Here is an 18,257-nt window from a genome sequence, read left to right on the forward strand (position 1 = left end):
GCTAGTCACAGCTCCAGAAAATTTTGCAGCAAACGGGCACCGGCTGCGCCTGAGCGCTCCGGGTGGAATTGGGCGCCGAAGAAGTTGCTGTGCTCTGCAACCCCACCGACGATGGCGGTAAACGGCTTGCCGTAGTCGCAGGTCGCCAGCGTCGCTTCGGTCACCTCCAGCGCATAGGAGTGCACGAAGTAGAAGTAGCTGCCGCTCGGGATCCCCTTGAGCAGAGGATGGGTCTCGTCATGCTCAATCTGGTTCCAGCCCATATGGGGCAGGCGCAGATTACCGACCTCCATCAGGCGGATCTTGCCCGGTACTATGCCAAGGCAGTCGATGAGATCGCCTTCACTGCCATCGGCATTCATGCTCTCTTCGGAGGCCTCCGCCAGCATCTGCATGCCGAGGCAAAAGCCCAGCAGCGGCTGCTTGGCGGCGCGAATAAGGGACACCAGCCCCCGCTCGTTGAGGTTCTTCATGGCGGCTACCGCGGTGCCGACGCCGGGCAGGATCAGCTTGTCCGCCTGCTCGATATCGGCCGCCACGCTTGAGACCAGCGGCTGCACGCCGAGGCGCTCGAACGCCATTCTGACCGAGGCCAGATTGGCGCAGCCAGTATCGATAATGACCAGCTTCTGCTTGCTCACATCCATCACAGCACTCCCTTGCTGGAGGGGAGCTCGCTCCCTTCCACCCGAATAGCCTGACGCAGGGCGCGGCCAAAGCCTTTGAACAGTGCTTCCACTTGATGGTGGGTGTTGCCGCTGCCCACCTTCATCTGCAATGTGATGGCCATGGCGTCCGACAGCGAGCGGAAGAAGTGGGGTACCATCTCGGTAGCCATCTCGCCCACCTTGTCGCGGCCAAAGCCGCTCGGGCAGTCAAACACGAAGTAGGGGCGACCGCTGAGATCCAGTGCTGTGCTCACTTCCTGCTCGGTCAGCGGACGCGCATCGATCACCGCCTGTACCTCGTCCATCGCCAGCACGAAGCCGAAACGGCCGATACCGCGCTTGTTGCCAAGGGCCTGACGCAGCGCCTGACCTAGGGCCAGTCCGACGTCTTCCACCGTGTGGTGATCGTCGATATGCAGATCACCGCTGACGTTCAGCTTGAGCTGGAAACCGGCGTGAGTCGCAATCTGATCCAGCATGTGATCAAAGAAGCCGATGCCGGTGGCGATCTGGTTGCCGCCGCTCTTGTCCAAATCTAGGGCCACCTTAATACGGGTCTCCTTGGTGTAGCGTTCCACCGAGGCTACGCGCCCCTTGGATAACAGCTGATCACGGATGGCAAGCCAGTTGTGATCCTGCGGGTGGTAGCGAATACCGCCAATGCCCATGTTCTCGGCCAGCTGCAGATCGGTCTGGCGATCACCAATAACGAAGGAGTTGGCAAAGTCGATGCGACCGGAGGCGAGATACTCCTTCACCAGCCCTAGGTGGGGCTTGCGGCAGCTGCAGCCGTCGGTGGGGAAGTGGGGGCAGATCAGCACCTGCTCCCACTTCATCCCTTGCGATTCAAACAGATGCATCATCAGATCATGGGGGGGCTGGAAGTTCTCCAGCGGCAGGCTGGCGGTGCCCAGCCCATCCTGATTGGTCACCATCACCAGCACGTAGCCGGCGGCCTGTAACTCCCGCAGTACCGGAATGACCATGGGCTCGAAGCGCAGCTTGGAGAGGCTATCTACCTGCTTGTCGGTCACCGGTTCTTCAATCAGGGTGCCGTCGCGGTCGATAAATAAAAACGGGGTCTTCATCGCTACATCCTTGTCTTACAAAGTGGGAGAGGGCAGATCACGCAGCACGGCCAGCACGGCATCCATCTCGCCCTGATAGCCGATGGTGACGCGAATGCTGTTGTCCAGACCCGGCTTGCTGGAGAAATCCCGCAGTATGATGCCAGCGGCCTTCATGGCAGCAAAGACGGTGGCGCCATCCACAAAGCGCACCAGCACGAAGTTGCCCTTGTCCTCGAATACTTCCTTCACGCAGGCAAGCGTTGTCAGCTCTGCCTTGAAGGCGGCTTTTTGCTTGTTGAGCTCTACCACTCGCTCGCGCATCAGCTCCAGTCCCATGGGGGAGAGGGCTTGCGCCGCGATCTGGGCGATGGGCTCGGGGATGGGATAGGGGGCGATCACCTTGGCCAGCATGGCGATCACCTCTGGGCTTGCCAGTGTAAAGCCGCAGCGGATCCCCGCCAGCGCAAAAGCCTTGGAGAGGGTGCGGGTCACCACCAGATTGGGGAAGCGGGCCAGCAGGTCCACCACGGACGCTTCTGGGCAGAACTCGATATAGGCCTCGTCCACCACCACGATGGCGCGGTCCCGGGCTTTTTCCAGCAGGGCGATAAGGCCGTCGCGCCCCACCAGATCCCCGGTGGGGTTGTTGGGGGAGCAGAGAAACACCAGCTTCACATCTGACAGACGGTCCGCGATGGCGGGCCAGTCAGGCTGGCGGCTGGCGGTCAGCGGCTGCTCAACAATCCCCACCCCACAGGTCTCGGCGCTGATGGCGTACATGCCATAGGTGGGCGGGCAGATGAGGATCTGATCTTCACCCGCTTCACAGAAAGTGCGAATAAGCAGCTCGATGGCCTCGTCGGCGCCGCGGCTGACCAGCACCTGATCCGGATTAACCCCGGCGTAGGCGGCATAGCTGTTCACCACCTCGGCCGGTTGGCACTCGGGGTAGCGGTTGAGGCGGCTCCCCTCGATGGTAAAGGGATAGGCCTGCGGTGCCTCGTTGGCGTTGAGCCAGACGTGGCCCTTGCCGCCGATGCGGCGAGCGGATTGATAAGGGGTGAGGGCCCGCACCACGCGGCGCGCCAGATTGGCAATGTTCATGACAATTCCTTCTGCTGTGCTGTTGGCTGGGGTGCGGCGGCCAGGGCGTTCAATCTGAGGGTGACGGCATTTTTGTGGCCATCGAGCCCCTCGGCCTCTGCGATGCGCTCGACAATGGGGCCAAGGCCCTGAATGCCGCGCTCGCTCAGCTCCTGCACCGTGTAGCGGCGCTGATAATCGGCAAGGCCAAGGCTCGAGCAGGTACGGGCATAGCCATAAGTTGGCAGAGTGTGGTTGGTGCCGCTGGCGTAATCGCCGACCGATTCCGGCGTCCATGCTCCGAGGAAGATGGAACCTGCGTTCTCGAGCTTATCCAGCAGATCGCGGGGGGCGCGGGTCTGCACAATCAGGTGTTCCGGCGCGTAGGCGTTGGAGATGGCACACGCCTCGGCCAGATCGTCACAGAGGATCACCAGACTGCTGCCGAGCGCCTGCGCGGCGATATCGCGGCGGCTCAACTTGGCCAGCTGGCTCTTGATTTCGCCAGCGATGGCATCGGCCAGCAGGGGCGAGGTGGTCACCAGCACTACCTGACTGTCGGGGCCGTGCTCGGCCTGGGAGAGCAGATCCGCCGCCACGAAGGCGGGGTTGGCGCTCTCGTCGGCAATCACCAGCACCTCGGAGGGGCCGGCGGGCATGTCGATGGCGGCGCCGCGCCAGTCGCGGGATACCTGCCCCTTGGCTTCGGTCACATAGGCGTTGCCCGGGCCGAAGATCTTGTCCACCTTGGGAATGCTTTCTGTTCCGTAAGCCATCGCCGCGATGGCCTGTGCGCCGCCGATGGCGAACACCTTCTCGACCCCGCAAGCGCGGGCGGCAAACAGGATCTCGTCGCTCGCCGGAGACGGGGTGCAGAGCACCACTTCACGGCAACCGGCTAAGCGTGCCGGAATGGCCAGCATCATCACGGTGGAGGGGAGCGGCGCGCTGCCCCCCGGCACATAGAGGCCGACCCGACTGATGGGCTGGGTGCGCAGCTCGCACACCACTCCGGGTTGGGTCTCTACCCGTACCAATGGCTGCATTTGGGCGGCGTGGAAGGTGCGAATGTTGGCAATGGCCGCTTCGATGGCATTTTTGATGTCGTCATCCAGCCGCGCGCAGGCAGCTTCAATCTCATCTTCGCTGACGCGCAGCTGCTCACGGGGGGCGCGCTCGAAGCGCTGGCTCAGCTCGCGCAGGGCCTCGTCGCCACGGCTACGCACCGCGGCGATGATATCCCGCACTACGGCGCCAATATCGGCCTCGTCATTGAGGGCGGGCCGAGTCAGCACGTCGGCCTGCTGGGCAGGGGAGAGGGTCTTCCAGATCAGGGTCTGCATGATGTCCCTTCCTTATTCCATCATTTTTTCGATGGGCAGCACCAGAATGGAGCTGGCACCGAGGGCCTTGAGCTGCTCCATGGTCTCCCAGAACAGGGTCTCGCTGGAGACGACGTGCAGCGCCACCTGATTGGTGTCACCGGCCAGCTGCATGATGGTGGGGCGCTCGGCACCCGGCAGCAGATCGGTGATGGCATCGAGCTTGTCTTTGGGGGCGTGCAGCATGATGTACTTGCTCTCGCGGGCCTGCTGCATCCCCTGAATGCGGGGCAGCAATTTGTCGATGAGCTTCTGCTTGGCATCGGACAAGGGGTTGGGGGCCTGTACCAGTACCGCCTTGGAACGGTAGATCACCTCCACCTCTTTGAGGCCATTGGCTTCCAGGGTCGCGCCGGTGGAGACCAGATCGCAGATGGCATCGGCCAAGCCCGCGCGGGGCGCCACTTCCACCGAGCCGCCCAGCATCACGCTCTTGAAGCCGAGCCCCTTTTCGTCAAAGAAGCGCTTGAGCAGCCCGGGGTAGGAGGTCGCGATGCGTTTGCCGGCAAGGCTCTCTGGCCCTGTGTAGGTCACATCTTCCGGCACCGCCAGCGAGAGGCGGCAGCCACCAAAGTCCAGCTGCTTGAGGGTTTTGACCTCGAAGGGCAGTCCCTGTGAGGCACGAATAAGCTGCACCTCTTCCAGCACGTTCTCGCCGATGATGCCAAGGTCGACTACCCCTTCCATCACCAGACCCGGGATGTCGTCATCACGCACCCGCAGGATATCGATGGGCATGTTCTCGACATGGGCGATAAGGCGCTGCTCGCGCAGGTTGATCTTGAGGCCACAGCTCTTGAACAGGGCTTGGGAGTCCTGGCTCAGACGACCGGACTTTTGCATGGCGATACGCAGACGTTGTGTTTCCATTACTCGATTTCCTTCTAGTCAAAAACGAAAAAACCCTCGGAAGTGGGTGCTTCCGAGGGTTTATGAATCTTGCGGTCCTTTTGGAAGTCACCAGTTAAGTGTCTTCCAGCAGTCAACCTCCTGAAAGACTAGTCGGGATGATGATGGTGGTGATGAGTCTTCAGGGTGGTGAACTTCATGTAATCAATCCTTTACAAAATAAGATGTCGTAATTGACGCCTGATTTAAACTACCTGCCTTGACAGAAAATGCAACCCGAAATTGTGATTTGATCGATTAAAGTGGCGAAAACGATTTTCTGGTCGATAACTAGACAATAACCCCTGCAGGAGTCGCCATCATGCCCAGCCAGGACCTGTTGTTCCCCATTTTGCCCCGGGCGCCCGCTGCGCCCGGCAGCGAAGAGATCAAGCGGGAAGTGAACCAGATCAGCAAGAAGCACCAGCTGCGCAAGACCAGCACTGACAACAGTGACTCCCAGCAGCGCCAGCAGGCATATAACACGCCAGCCAAGCGTGATCAGCCCAAGGCGGAGGAGGGTGATCACAAGCCGGACCCCGAGCATCAGATCGATCTGTTCGTCTAGGCAGATTATCTGTCCCGCTTTTGCCGCGCTTTTGGCATAATGGCCGCTTTTGCTGCGGGACGCCCTTTTGACCATCCAGACCCTGTTCAAGCCAGATGGCCCTCTGGCCAGCCATATCGACGGTTTCAAAGCCCGCGCTCCCCAACTGGAGATGGCCGAAGCGGTCGCGCGCGCCATCAAAAGTGGTGGCCGTCTGCTGGTGGAGGCGGGGACCGGTACCGGCAAGACCTACGCCTATCTGGTGCCTGCGCTGGAATCCGGCAAGCGGGTGGTGATCAGTACCGGTTCCAAGAACCTGCAGGAGCAGCTCTTCTATCGGGATCTCCCGACCATCACCGGCGCGCTCTCCTACACCCCGCCGGTGGCCTTGCTCAAGGGGCGCAGCAACTATCTCTGCATCGAGCGGATGAACAGGCTCTTGAGCGAATCCCATCTGCAAAAGCCTGAAGTGCTCAACGATCTGGTGAAGGTCAAATCCTGGTCCACCGCCACCGACAACGGTGATGTGGGGGATATTCCGGGATTGCAGGAGAACGCCGAGATCCTCGCCCACGTCACCAGCACCAACGATAACTGTCTCGGTCGCGATTGCCCCTATTACGACGACTGCCATCTGGTGGTGGCCCGACGCCGCGCCATGGACGCCCAGGTGGTGGTTATCAACCACCACCTCTTCTTCGCCGATATGGCGGTGAAAGACACCGGATTTGGCGAGTTGGTGCCCGAAGCGCAAGTCTATGTCTTTGACGAGGCGCACCAGCTGCCGGAGATCGCCACCAACTACTTCGGCAAGTCGGTGGGCAGCCGAACGATTCAGGATCTGGCGCAGGATATCCAGCTGGCCTATCGGGCTGAGGCCCACGACATGGCCCAGCTCGGCAAGGCGGCGGACAGGCTTGCCATCGCCAGTCAGGATTTACGGCTCGCCTTCGGAGTGGATGGCGGTCGCGGCAATACCCGCGACATGTTGCGCCAGCCGCTTTGGGGGCAGGCCCTGGCTCGTCTTAACGATGCCATCGGGCTTTGCTACGAAGTGCTGAAACTTGCTCTTGGCCGTGGCGAGCAGCTGGATCATGCCTTCGAGCGCATCAGTGAACTGCGCACCCGCCTGGGTGAAGTGCTGGCGGTCAACCAGACCGGTTTCTCATACTGGTACGACTGCTCACGGCTTCATTTCACCCTCAATCTGACCCCGCTCTCGGTGGCCGAGCGATTCAGTGCCGAGGTGCAAAGACCGGAAGTTGCCTGGGTCTTCACCTCCGCCACCCTGACGGTGGACATGCGGTTTGATCACTTCAAGGCCGAGCTGGGGCTGGCGGGCAGCGCCGAGCTGATCCTCGACAGTCCGTTCGACTATGGCGAGCAGGCGCGGCTCTGTGTGCCCCGTTATCTGCCGGAACCCAACGCCTTTGGCCGTGGCGAGCAGCTGGCCAATCTGATGATCCCGCTCATCAACAAGACGCCGGGGGGCTGTTTCTTCCTCTGCACCAGCCATCAGGTGATGCGTCAGGTAGCCGAGGTGCTGCGCCGGGAAATTGGCCGTACCGTCTTGTTGCAGGGGGAGGATAACAAGCAGCGGCTGCTCAAGGAGTTTGTCGAGAATGGCCGCGCCGTGCTGGTTGCGACCAGCAGTTTCTGGGAGGGGATCGACGTGCGAGGTGCTGCGTTGTCGTGTGTTATCATCGACAAACTGCCGTTTGCCAGCCCCGATGATCCGCTGCTCAAGGCGCGGGTGGATGATTGCAAGCTCAAGGGGGGTGATCCCTTCGCCGAGCTGCAGTTGCCCAAGGCGGTGATTGCCCTCAAGCAGGGGGTGGGGCGGCTTATTCGTGATCGCAGTGATCACGGGGTGCTGGTGATCTGTGATCCCCGAATGGTCAACAAACCTTACGGCGCCACCTTTATCAAGAGTCTGCCCGCCATCCCCCGTACCCGGGAGTTGGGAACGTTGGGGAGTTTTTTCGATCGCACTGAACGCGGTGAATAAGTGTGCCGCCAGCTAACAGATTTGAACAACGGGTGAGCATATCTCGCTTGCCGGTTATGTAATTGACTGATTTTATAGAGATTGGAAAGCATGAACGAGTTGAAGATCCTGGCAGTTGATACCGCCACCGAAGCCTGCTCCGCCGCCTTGCTGGTGGGTGACAAGCTGTTCTCCCGCTGGGAGGAGGCGCCACGGGATCACACCCGAAAAATCCTGCCCATGGTTCAGGCTGTGTTAGAGGATGCCGGGATAAGTTTGAGTGACCTCGATGCCATTGCGTTCGGTCGCGGCCCGGGCTCCTTTACCGGGGTTCGGATCGGCATCAGTGTGGCGCAAGGTCTGGCGTTTGGTGCGGGTGTGCCGATGATTGGCATCTCGACCCTGGCCGCCATGGCGCAAGGGGCCTATCGACTGGATGGCGCCGAGCAGGTGCTGACCGCCATCGATGCGCGGATGAACGAGGTCTATTTCGGCCGCTATGAGCTGATTGATGGCCGCATGCAGCTGGTGGGGGACGAGGTGGTGAGCGAGCCCGCGGCACTGGTTGACGTTCGTGGCAAGCTGGCGGGCCCTGTGACCTGCGTCGGCACCGGTTTTGAGACCTATGGCGAGACCCTGAGTGGTCTGGCCGATGAGCTGGCGGTGAGCCAGGTGCGTTTCCCGGCGGCAGAAGACATGTTGCCGTTGGCCCGCGCCGCCTGGCTGGCGGGGGAGGCGGTACCGGTTGAACAAGCAACGCCGGTCTATTTGCGTGACAAGGTGACCTGGAAAAAACTGCCGGGTCGCGAATAAGGGCAGGAGCACTGACGTCATGTCGCTCTTGCCGCTCATCAGCTGCAATAAAAGCGGATGGCCCGACGGGCCACGCCGGCAACAGGAGAGTGACATGATGCGTAATAGCAGAAGCGACATGATGAAACGCACTATGGTGGTCGGGGCGCTTGCTCTGCTGCTCGGGGCCTGCAGCTCGGTCCCCAAGGAGCTGGCCTATGAGCCAGAAAACCAGCTGGTGGCCTATCAGCCCGCCCTTGGCGGAATGGAGGGCAAACCGGCCCGCTGGAGCGGCGTTATCTCGGCGGTGCACAACAAGGCGGATCAGAGCGTTATTGAAGTGGTCTATCTGCCGCTCAAGTCCAACGGTGTGCCGGAGCAGACCGAGCAGAGCCCGGGCCGTTTTCTGGCCATCATGAAGGGTTTTGTCGATCCGACCCTCTACGCCAAGGGGCGCAGCCTGACGGTGCTTGGCACCATAGGCCAACCGGTGGATAGCCAGATTGGCGAGCACAAGTACCGCTTCTCGGTGCTCAATGTGACGGGCAGCAAGCTGTGGCCGCCAGTCAAGGAGGTGGAGGTGCGCTATATGGACCCCTACTTCTATGACCTCTTCTATGATCCCTTCTGGCCGAGACGGCCGCTGCGTCGTTAAGGCTTGCCATGATCAACCCCATGATGAGTACTCTGTACGAACGTCTGCTGACCCTGGCAGGTGGGCGGCGGGTAGCCCTGCTGGAGAACCACTCCGCTGAGTATGATCAGCAGGGCAAACCCCTGCTGATCGCCCTGCATGGCTGGCTCGACAACAGTGCCAGCTTCTTGCCGCTGGTGCCGCATCTGGGGGATTTTCACCTCATCTGTGTCGATCTGCCGGGGCACGGTCACTCCGATCACAAAACCACCCCTTATGTTTTTGTAGACTGGCTGGACGATCTCTATCAGATCGTGCAGGCGGCAGGGTGGTCGCGTTTCACTCTGCTCGGTCACTCCCTCGGGGCGCTGATCGCCTCCGCCTATGCCGGGGTGTTCCCCGAACAGGTGGAGCGGTTGATCATGCTGGAGGGGCTGGGGCCGCTGAGCCAGCCCGATGAGGAGGTACCTGCCCAGCTGCGACGTGCAATTTTAAACCGCAGCCGCACCCGGGAGCGCAGTGCCAACGGCTTTGCTTCCATCGATGAAGCTGTCGCCGCCCGTTGCAAAGTGGCGGATATCACGCCGCAGGCGGCGCGTATTATCTGTGAACGGCAGCTTGAGATGAGGGCAGGGCGCTGGCACTGGCGCAGCGACCCCCGCTTGCGGGATCTGTCGCCTCTGAGAATGTGCGAAGGACAAGCTCGGGCACTGATTGCGGCTATCCGCTGTCCTGTGCTGTTGATTCAGGGGGTGCAGGGCTTTGCTGCACTTGAAGCCCAATGGCAGGCCCGTCAGGATGCCTTCCAGCAGATCGAGCGGGTCATATTGGGTGGAAACCACCATTTTCATATGGAAAATTCGGTTGATACGGCCGTTTGTATCGTAAAGTTTTGTCAAGTTCGGTAGAATCGCCAGCTTTCAATAATTCCAGGTTTGTTTTCTCCCTCACATTTTTCTGTTGTTAATTTGCTGTTAATTGATGTTGCGCTGTGTAAATATGTGCGGCATTAGAGCATCAGCTTAAAACAACCGATTAAAATGGATGTGAACCGGGACGGAGGCAACACAGTGAGCGCACAGGTGCTAGTTATGCAGGAGAAGTTTGTGGAAAAAGTCTGGCTGAAACGTTATCCGGAAGGGGTCCCCGCCGAGATCAATCCAGACCAATACAGCTCCCTGGTCGAGATGTTCGAATCCTCGGTGACCCAGTTTGCCGATCAGCCCGCCTTCGTCAACATGGGCCAAACCATCACCTACCGCCGGCTGGAAGAGCAGTCCCGCGCCTTTGCTGCCTACCTGCAAAACGAGCTGAAGCTGGAGAAAGGGGATCGGGTTGCGGTGATGATGCCTAACCTGCTGCAATACCCCATCGCCGTGTTCGGCATCCTGCGCGCCGGCATGATCGTGGTCAACGTCAACCCGCTCTATACCCCGCGCGAGCTGGAGCATCAGCTCAAGGACTCCGGTGCCAAAGCCATCGTCATCGTCTCCAACTTCGCCCATACCCTGGAAAAAGTGGTCTACGACACCCCGATCAAGCACGTTATCCTGACCCGGATGGGGGACAATCTGGGGCTGGCCAAGGGCACCCTGGTCAACTTCGTGGTCAAGTACGTCAAGAAGCTGGTGCCGAAATACAATCTGCCCCACGCCACCACCATGCGTCAGGCCCTCTCCAAGGGGCGTTTCCTGCAGTACATCAAGCCGGAGATCACCAACGACGACCTCGCCTTCCTGCAGTACACTGGTGGCACCACCGGCCTCTCCAAAGGGGCCATGCTGACTCATCGCAACATGATTGCCAACGTCGAGCAGTGCCTCGGCGTCTACGGCCCCATGCTGGAGCGCGGCAAGGAGTTCGTGGTCACCGCGCTGCCGCTCTACCACGTCTTTGCCCTGACCGTGAACTGCCTGCTCTTTATGCGTATCGGCGGTTACAACCTGCTGATCAGCAACCCGCGCGACATTCCGGGTTTTGTCAAAGAGATCAAGAAGTACCCCTTCACCTGCATTACCGGGGTCAACACCCTGTTCAATGCGCTGGTCAACAACGAAGAGTTTCAGGGGATCGCCTTTGACAAGCTCAAGCTCACCATCGGCGGCGGCATGGCAGTGCAGCGCGCGGTTGCGGAGAAGTGGAAGACGCTGACCGACACTCCGCTGCTGGAAGGCTATGGTCTGACCGAGTGCTCGCCGCTGGTGAGCGTCTGTCCCTACGACCTCACTGATTACAACGGCTCTATCGGTTTGCCGGTCTGCTCTACCGAGATCCGTCTGGTAGATGACAACGGTCAGGTGATCCACACCCTCGGCACCCCGGGCGAGATGCAAGTGCGCGGCCCGCAGGTGATGGTGGGCTACTGGCAGCGTCCCGAGGCGACCGCCGAAGTGATGCAGGATGGCTGGCTCTGTACCGGTGATATCGCGGTGTGCGACGAGCAGGGCTTCTTCAAGATCGTTGACCGCAAGAAGGACATGATCCTGGTCTCCGGCTTCAACGTCTATCCGAACGAGATCGAAGATGTGGTCGCGTTGCACCCGAAAGTGCTGGAAGTGGCCGCCGTCGGCGTGCCGCACAAGGTCTCCGGTGAGCTGGTGAAGATCTTTGTGGTCAAGAAAGATGCAAAATTGCAGGAGGACGAGATTATTGCCCACTGCCGCAAACATCTGACTGCCTATAAGGTGCCGAAACTGGTAGAATTTCGTGACGAACTTCCCAAGACCAATGTAGGCAAGATCCTGCGCCGCGTATTGCGCGACGAGGAGATTGCCAAGCAATAACCGGACTGCGGCTGCAGAATCTTCTGCAAACCAGCACCGTCGTTATGCAAAACCGTGGGTCATCCCACGGTTTTTTCTTTTTGGCCCTGATCAACCGCGCAGGCACAGATGCACTATCAACTTATCACTCAGCAAGACGAACTTGAGCAGTATCTCGCTTCTCTGGCCGACGTTCCCCTGGCTATCGATACTGAATTCGTTCGCACCCGTACCTACTACCCCCAGCTTGGCCTGTTCCAGATCTATGACGGCGAGCATCTGGCGCTGCTGGATCCGCTGACGCTGGATCTCTCCGCCCTCTGGCAACGACTGGGCAGGGAAGGGCAGATCGCCATCCTGCACGCCTCTGGCGAAGATCTGGAGCTTATCCAGCATCAGGCGGGCCACCTGCCCAACCAGATGCACGATACCCAGCTGGCTACTGCCTTTCTCGGTTACGGCGTCTCGGTCGGCTTTGGTGCGCTGGTGAACGAATTCCTCGGGGTCGAGCTGGAAAAAGATCAGGCGCGCACCGATTGGCTGGCCCGCCCGCTTACACCGCGTCAGCTCGAATACGCGGCGGCGGATGTCTTCTACCTGATGCCGCTTTACGAGAAGGTGATGGCCAAACTGCGAGAAAGCGGCAAGTTTGCCTGGTTCGAGCAGGAGTGTCAGAACCACTCTGCCCGCAAGACCCAAGGTAGCGATCCCCGTCAGGCTTATCTTGACATCGTCAACGCCTGGCAACTGGGGCGCCGCGAGCTCGCCATCCTGCGTGAGCTGGCCGCCTGGCGCCAGCAAGAGGCGGTGCGCCGTGATCTGGCCCTCAACTTCGTGGTCAAAGAGCTGCACCTATTCAAGGTGGCAGAGCGTCGTCCTGCCACCCTGCGGGATCTCAACGAGCTCGGCCTATCGCCCATCGAGATCAAGATCCACGGCAAGCGGATGCTCGATATCGTCGCCAAGGCGCAGCAGAGCGATCCTGACAGCTGGCCAGAGCCCATTCGCCGGCTGGTGGACTTCCCCCAGTACAAGGCCGAGCTCAAGCGCATCAAGGCCATGGTGGAAGAGAAGGCCAAGGCGAGCAATATTCCGCCCGAGCTGATTGCCAGCAAGAAGATCATCCACCAGTACTTCACCTGGAGTTGGCGGATGAACGACGAAGAGCGGGCCCGCAGCGACAAGCCGATGCTGCTGCAAGGGTGGCGTCATGAGCTGGTCGGTCACCTGCTGGCACAATAAGCCACCAGACGGTTGCACCCCATAAATCAATCCTCACCCTCGGGTGGGGATTTTTATTGGGCGAAAGAGACAAACAGGCATGCTGAACTGGAGAACGCAGAGGGGTCATGGCTGGCCGGATGGCAGGAGTCGAGAATGAAAAAGAGAGCAGAGAAGAAAAGGCAGCGGCTAACACCGCTGCTTTTTTTGATCACCAGATAGGCTGGGTCAGATAGGGGTTGCTCACCTTCTCGCGACCGAAGGTGGAGCTGGGGCCGTGGCCCGGGATAAAGACGATCTCGTCACCCAGCGGCAGCAGGGTCTCGGTGATCGACTTGATAAGCGTCCCATGATCCCCACGGGGGAAGTCGGTGCGGCCGATGCTGCCGGCAAACAGCACGTCACCAACCCAGGCGAGTTTTTCGGCCTGGTTTAGCAGCACGATATGACCCGGGGTGTGGCCTGGGCAGAAGTAGACATCCAGCTCGCACTGGCCAACCTGCACCTTGTCACCCTGCTCCAGCCAGCGATCCGGCGTGAAGGCGGGGGTATGGGCGAAGCCGAACATCTGGCTCTGCTGGGGCAGCATGTCGAGCCAGAAGGCGTCCTCCTTGTGGGGGCCGGTGATGGTGACGCCAGTTTTTTCCCGCAGCTCGGCGGCTGCACCGACGTGATCCAGATGACCGTGGGTCAGCAGGATATGGGTCAGAGTCAGGCCGCGCTTGGCGATGGCAGCCAGCAGTTTGTCCGCTTCGCCGCCCGGATCGATCAGGGCCGCCTGATGGGTCTCGTCACACCAGATGAGGGAGCAGTTCTGGGCGAACTGGGTGACCGGGATCACCTCGAATTTCAACATAGAGTTCCTCGCTTGGGATGGGTCAGCCGCGCAGCGCGCTGGCATGCTGCTCGGCGAAATAGTCGAGACAGGCCTGCTTGTCACCGCGAAACACGATGCGCTCCTGCTTGTTGCCAAGCTGATAGAGATACATGGGGTCGTAGTAGCGGGTCAGCAGCAACGTGATCCAGGCCAGATGCAGTGCGGTATCGCCGCTCTTTTCCTGCTCGGTGAGGGCGGTCTGCATCAGGGCATCCAGCTCGCGGTGGGCCTGATCGCCAAGACGGCGTTTGAGACGGGCCAGCGCATCGGTGAGGTAGGCGGCAAACAGCGGCCAACCGGTTTCCTGGCCATACATGGCTTGATAGCGCAGCCAGAGATCGTGCACGTAATCTTCACGGATCTGCTCGGCCCGATCGATTTGCGGAACATCCACCACCACCAGCGGTGCCTGACTCATGGCCTCATGGAGGGAGAGGGGCAGGCAGCAGCGGCCGATCAAGCGACTCTCATCTTCGACCACGAAGGCATGCTCGCCCTGATGGCGGCGCTTGAGCAGCTCGATGGCCATGTTGTTTTCAAAATTGATGTTGCTGGGCTGGCCGCCGGGCAGCTGACCGAAGGAGGAACCCCTGTGATGGGCGTGTCCTTCCAGATCGAGCGCCTGAGCAACGTGGTCCAACATATGGGTCTTGCCGGAGCCGGTCATGCCGGTCAGCACAGTCCAGCGGCACTCTGCAGAGGCCTTGTCCTGGGTGTCGATCAGGAAGCGGCGCAGCTCCTTGTAGCCACCGGCGACGCGGGGGCGAGTCACCCCGGCATCAGCCAGCCACTGTTGTACGGTTTGCGAGCGCAGGCCGCCGCGAAAGCAGTAGAGCAGGGCATCGGGCTGCTGGCGCAACTGCGCCAGCCAGCCTTCAAGTCGTTCGGCACGCACTGCTCCCCCCACCAGCTTGTGTCCAAGCTCAATGGCGGCGGCCTGACCCTGCTTCTTGAAGCAGGTCCCCACCTGGGCGCGCTCATCGTCTGTCATCAAGGGCAGGCTGGTCGAGCAGGGGAAGGCCCCCTCCTTGAACTCGATGGGGGCGCGCACATCAATCAACGGCACATCGCCTAAAAAAATCTGGGCGTAGTCCGTGGCCAGTGGCAATTCACTCATTGGACAATCTCGATAAAGCGGGTGCCCTCAAGGGGCTTGATCTGGCCGATGGGCGAGAGCGCAAGGCCTGCTTCGCGCGCGATGGCGAGCAGCTCGGCTTCGCTTTCTTTCCCCACGGCGACCAGCAGGCCGCCGCTGGTTTGCGGATCGCACATGATGTTGCGGGTGCGATCGTCCATGGCATCGAGCTTGTGGCCGTAGGAGTCGTGGTTGCGCAGGGTGCCACCCGGTACGCAGCCCTCGGTGAGGTAGTAATCCACCTCGTCCAGCAGCGGCAGCGCCTTGAAGTCGAGGCGGGCGCTGACATTGGATCCTTCGCACATCTCCAGCAGATGGCCAGCCAGACCAAAACCGGTGACGTCGGTCATGGCGTGGACACCGGGCAGCTCGGCAAAGCGCTGGCCAATCTTGTTGAGAGTGCACATGGCGTTGGGCGCCAGTTGCTCATGCTCGGGCTTGAGCTTGCCCTTCTTCTGGGCGGTGGTGAGGATACCGATACCAAGGGGCTTGGTCAGATAGAGGGTGTCACCCACCTTGGCGGTGTCGTTCTGCTTGATGGCGTCCAGGGGCACGATACCGGTCACCGCGAGGCCGAAGATGGGCTCGGGGGCATCGATACTGTGGCCACCGGCCAGCGAAATCCCCGCTTCATGGCACACCTGACGGCCGCCGTCGATCACCTGCTGGGCCACTTCTGCGGGCAGGGTATTGATGGGCCAGCCGAGGATGGCGATGGCAACGATAGGCTTGCCGCCCATGGCGTAGATATCGCTGATGGCGTTGGTGGCGGCGATGCGGCCAAAGGTGAAGGGGTCATCGACGATGGGCATGAAGAAGTCGGTGGTGGAGACAATGCCCTGACCGTTGCCGATATCGACCACGGCCGCGTCATCCTTGCTGCTGTTGCCAACGATCAGGGTCGGGTCGTTGAAGCCCGGGATCTGGCTCTTGAGAATGGTGTCGAGCACCTTGGGAGAGATTTTGCAGCCACAGCCAGCGCCGTGGCTGTATTGGGTCAGACGAATGGAAGACATACTTACCCCTTTTATTTGCAAACAGAGCAGAGGCTCTGTGGAGCCGTCTTGGTCAATGGGCGGTCTTGTAGAGAGAATGACAAGAAGCCGCAAATATGGGTGGCCTCGGTGCCAACAGGGGCAGCGATGACTGGCAGTTATGGAGGACCGCCAGGCCGGACGGGGAACAAGAGGGCGACAAGGTGCGCCAGCGCAGCCCCGCCAAGGGCCACAGGACGGAGCATTATGCCACATTTGCCCCTTGGGGTTCGAACAGGAATTCACATAAACAGCAGGGAATTGCCAGCACTTGCCTGTCATCGGTCTGGATCCGGCGCTGACTGAATGATTACAGTACAGATGCAGCAAAGAGAACGTCAAAGAGACCAACAGCACGCAACTGCCGATCTACAACAGGAGAGCTTAGTGACCACCACACTTTTGGTTAACCACCCCATCACCACGGCGCAGTTTGCGGCATTGTTGGCGCAGACCTCGTTGGGGGCGAGACGGCCGCTGGACCATCCCGCCACCCTGCAGGGCATGCTGGATCACGCCAATCTGCTGATCACCGCCTGGCAGGGCGAGACCCTGGTCGGAGTGGCCCGCTCGGTGACAGATTTTCATTTTTGCTGCTACCTCTCGGATTTGGCGGTGGCCGAGTCGGTGCAGGGGCAGGGGATTGGCAAAGCCCTTATTCGCGAGACGTTTTTGCAATTGCAGCCGGGCTGCAAGCTGATCCTGCTGGCCGCACCGCAGGCGGTGGAGTATATTACCCCAAGCTTGGATTTGGCCAGCACCCGAGTGCCTGGGTGATGAGCGGTCTGGATGAGTTGGCATAAGCCCGTCAACTCATCCAGACAGGGTGGGGGTAACTTATCCGGCTCGCTCCAGCGCCGGTTGCCGTGACTTGCCCCAGCGGCGCAGACGCCGTTGCAGTGGCCGCTCCAGCAGGTTGTAACTCAACGCCGAGAGCCCGATCAGCACCGCCAGCATCAGCAAGGTTGCCACTACCCCCAACAGCGGATTGGTCTGGCCATACCACCACTCGGTGAGCCCCGGTGCCAGATAGTGGATGAGCTCGCAGCCGGTGAGTAGCACCAGCGCATGGAGCAGGTAGATGGAGTAGGAGAGATCCCCCAGCCAGTTGGTGAAGCGGTTATCCAAAAGGCGCAGCAGCGGACTTTTGCGCTCCCCCTGGGCGGCGGCAATCCAGATCAGCAGCACGTAGGAGGCGATCAGCAGCAGTGTCAGCTGCGGCGTCATAGTGAACTGCATCAGCGCGAAGGGCAGCACAAAGGCGACCAGCAGCGGCAGATCATGCTTCATCATGGGCAAGCCTTGCGCGGCCTTGACCCTCGGCAGCAGCCAGAGGCCGAGCACAAATTCACTCACCCCGCGTCCCACCGCCAGCGCCCCGCTGGTGACATCCAGGGTGCCGCGACTGTGTACGATAAAGGCCAGCACCGTCAGCGCCAGCAGGGGGGCGAGATGGCTCCAGCGACTGCGGGTGACCGCCAGCGGGATCAGCAGCGGGAACAGCAGGTAGCTGGTCCACTCCACGCTGAGCGACCAGGCGGCGAAGTTCCAGGTCAGCCCGTGATCGGTCACCACCTGCAGCAGCAGGAAGGCGCTTGGCAGCGCCTCGGCCGGGGTGAAGGGGGAACCGAAAGGCGGCATCCCTTCCCACTCCCACATTTTGAACAAGGGGCCGGCGTAGAAGCCCACCCCGTGTTGTGCCTTGTAAAGCTCCCAGCCAACCAGCAACAGCAGGGTCACAAGATAGAGGGGGTAGACGCGGGTCAGCCGCAGCCAGAGAAAGCGACCATAGCTCACGGTACGGGGCGTGCGGGTGAAGGCCTCGCCATAGACATGGGCCAGTACCACGCCGCTCAAAATAAAGAACAGGTCGACCCAGAGGTAGCCATTCTCGATGAGTTGGGTGTGGCCTGCGATTGACTCCATCCATTGGGGAAAGAGTAACAAGCGGGCATGGAACAGCACCACCATCAGGGCCGCGATGCCCCGTAGCGGCGTTAACAGCGGCAATGATTGATTCATAACGGGATCCCTTGTGATGTTCAGCTTGGCCTGACATCTATTTTGTTGTTGTGCCGCCCATCAATCCTGACGGGACGGTTTCCCCGGCTCGGCTGCCGCAGGCGGGATCACACTACGGAAAAGAGAGTCATACGGATGTGATTTAAATCATAAAT

General features: G+C 60.5%; 17 protein-coding genes and 1 other annotated feature. Of the genes, 8 read left to right on the top strand and 9 right to left on the bottom strand.

Features of this window, described 5'->3' with window-relative positions:
- Positions 1-5 precede the first annotated feature (5 nt).
- Genes hisH through hisG form a run of 5 tightly spaced genes read right to left on the bottom strand, consistent with a single transcriptional unit; the run spans position 6 to position 5,073 of the window.
- Positions 6-647, bottom strand: a complete 642-nt coding sequence (gene hisH / locus AB5Y82_RS05335) for an imidazole glycerol phosphate synthase subunit HisH (RefSeq protein ID WP_113739583.1) — start codon at positions 645-647, stop codon at positions 6-8.
- Positions 647-1,756 carry a bifunctional histidinol-phosphatase/imidazoleglycerol-phosphate dehydratase HisB gene (hisB, locus tag AB5Y82_RS05340; RefSeq protein ID WP_368173742.1) on the bottom strand — a complete coding sequence of 370 codons (1,110 nt, stop codon included), beginning with the start codon at positions 1,754-1,756 and terminating at the stop codon, positions 647-649. Before hisB ends, hisH begins: the two co-directional genes overlap by 1 nt.
- Positions 1,757-1,771: 15 nt before the next feature.
- Positions 1,772-2,842 (bottom strand): histidinol-phosphate transaminase, encoded by a 1,071-nt coding sequence (gene hisC, locus AB5Y82_RS05345; RefSeq protein ID WP_368173743.1) that lies wholly within the window; start codon positions 2,840-2,842, stop codon positions 1,772-1,774.
- Positions 2,839-4,164, bottom strand: a complete 1,326-nt coding sequence (hisD, locus tag AB5Y82_RS05350) for a histidinol dehydrogenase (protein WP_368173744.1) — start codon at positions 4,162-4,164, stop codon at positions 2,839-2,841. The genes hisC and hisD overlap by 4 nt, the downstream gene beginning before the upstream one ends.
- A 12-nt stretch (positions 4,165-4,176) precedes the next feature.
- Positions 4,177-5,073: an ATP phosphoribosyltransferase gene (gene hisG, locus AB5Y82_RS05355; RefSeq protein WP_071910208.1), complete on the bottom strand. Its 897-nt coding sequence runs from the start codon at positions 5,071-5,073 to the stop codon at positions 4,177-4,179.
- Positions 5,074-5,101: 28 nt separating this feature from the next.
- Positions 5,102-5,226 (bottom strand) — a sequence feature (His leader region).
- Between the two features lie 187 nt (positions 5,227-5,413).
- Here hisG and AB5Y82_RS05360 point away from each other — a divergent pair.
- The 7 genes from AB5Y82_RS05360 to rnd all read left to right on the top strand — a co-directional run bounded on the left by AB5Y82_RS05360 (position 5,414) and on the right by rnd (position 13,055).
- Entirely contained in the window at positions 5,414-5,659 is a 246-nt protein-coding gene (locus AB5Y82_RS05360) for a hypothetical protein (RefSeq protein ID WP_047440092.1), read from the top strand.
- Positions 5,660-5,726: 67 nt separating this feature from the next.
- On the top strand, positions 5,727-7,646 hold the full coding sequence (locus AB5Y82_RS05365; protein ID WP_257696248.1) for an ATP-dependent DNA helicase: 1,920 nt from the start codon (positions 5,727-5,729) through the stop codon (positions 7,644-7,646).
- Between the two features lie 90 nt (positions 7,647-7,736).
- Positions 7,737-8,438: a tRNA (adenosine(37)-N6)-threonylcarbamoyltransferase complex dimerization subunit type 1 TsaB gene (tsaB, locus tag AB5Y82_RS05370; RefSeq protein WP_162517452.1), complete on the top strand. Its 702-nt coding sequence runs from the start codon at positions 7,737-7,739 to the stop codon at positions 8,436-8,438.
- Positions 8,439-8,556: 118 nt separating this feature from the next.
- Positions 8,557-9,072 carry a Slp family lipoprotein gene (locus AB5Y82_RS05375; protein WP_368173750.1) on the top strand — a complete coding sequence of 172 codons (516 nt, stop codon included), beginning with the start codon at positions 8,557-8,559 and terminating at the stop codon, positions 9,070-9,072.
- 20 nt (positions 9,073-9,092) lie between these two features.
- Positions 9,093-9,959 carry an alpha/beta fold hydrolase gene (locus AB5Y82_RS05380; RefSeq protein ID WP_368173745.1) on the top strand — a complete coding sequence of 289 codons (867 nt, stop codon included), beginning with the start codon at positions 9,093-9,095 and terminating at the stop codon, positions 9,957-9,959.
- Positions 9,960-10,157: 198 nt separating this feature from the next.
- Positions 10,158-11,834: a long-chain-fatty-acid--CoA ligase FadD gene (fadD, locus tag AB5Y82_RS05385; RefSeq protein ID WP_100654806.1), complete on the top strand. Its 1,677-nt coding sequence runs from the start codon at positions 10,158-10,160 to the stop codon at positions 11,832-11,834.
- A 108-nt stretch (positions 11,835-11,942) separates the two neighbouring features.
- Complete coding sequence (rnd, locus tag AB5Y82_RS05390; protein ID WP_368173746.1) at positions 11,943-13,055, top strand: ribonuclease D; 1,113 nt, start codon at positions 11,943-11,945, stop codon at positions 13,053-13,055.
- 190 nt (positions 13,056-13,245) lie between these two features.
- Here rnd and AB5Y82_RS05395 read toward each other — a convergent pair whose 3' ends face one another.
- From AB5Y82_RS05395 to selD, 3 genes are read right to left on the bottom strand one after another with little or no spacing between them, the layout of a single operon-like run.
- Positions 13,246-13,890 carry an MBL fold metallo-hydrolase gene (locus tag AB5Y82_RS05395; protein WP_279498245.1) on the bottom strand — a complete coding sequence of 215 codons (645 nt, stop codon included), beginning with the start codon at positions 13,888-13,890 and terminating at the stop codon, positions 13,246-13,248.
- A gap of 22 nt (positions 13,891-13,912) precedes the next feature.
- Entirely contained in the window at positions 13,913-15,028 is a 1,116-nt protein-coding gene (gene mnmH, locus AB5Y82_RS05400; RefSeq protein ID WP_279498246.1) for a tRNA 2-selenouridine(34) synthase MnmH, read from the bottom strand.
- Positions 15,025-16,062, bottom strand: coding sequence for a selenide, water dikinase SelD (gene selD, locus AB5Y82_RS05405; protein ID WP_111901480.1), 1,038 nt, complete (start codon positions 16,060-16,062; stop codon positions 15,025-15,027). The genes mnmH and selD overlap by 4 nt, the downstream gene beginning before the upstream one ends.
- 405 nt (positions 16,063-16,467) lie before the next feature.
- Between selD and AB5Y82_RS05410 the strand changes: the two genes are divergently transcribed.
- Positions 16,468-16,857: a GNAT family N-acetyltransferase gene (locus AB5Y82_RS05410; RefSeq protein ID WP_368173747.1), complete on the top strand. Its 390-nt coding sequence runs from the start codon at positions 16,468-16,470 to the stop codon at positions 16,855-16,857.
- A gap of 60 nt (positions 16,858-16,917) precedes the next feature.
- On the opposite strand, the gene AB5Y82_RS05415 is transcribed toward AB5Y82_RS05410, so the two are convergent.
- On the bottom strand, positions 16,918-18,102 hold the full coding sequence (locus AB5Y82_RS05415) for an acyltransferase family protein (protein WP_368173748.1): 1,185 nt from the start codon (positions 18,100-18,102) through the stop codon (positions 16,918-16,920).
- Between the last annotated feature and the right edge of the window lie 155 nt (positions 18,103-18,257).

The sequence above is a fragment of the Aeromonas sp. s13 genome (genome assembly GCF_040907905.1).
Taxonomy (GTDB): Bacteria; Pseudomonadota; Gammaproteobacteria; order Enterobacterales; family Aeromonadaceae; genus Aeromonas; species Aeromonas veronii.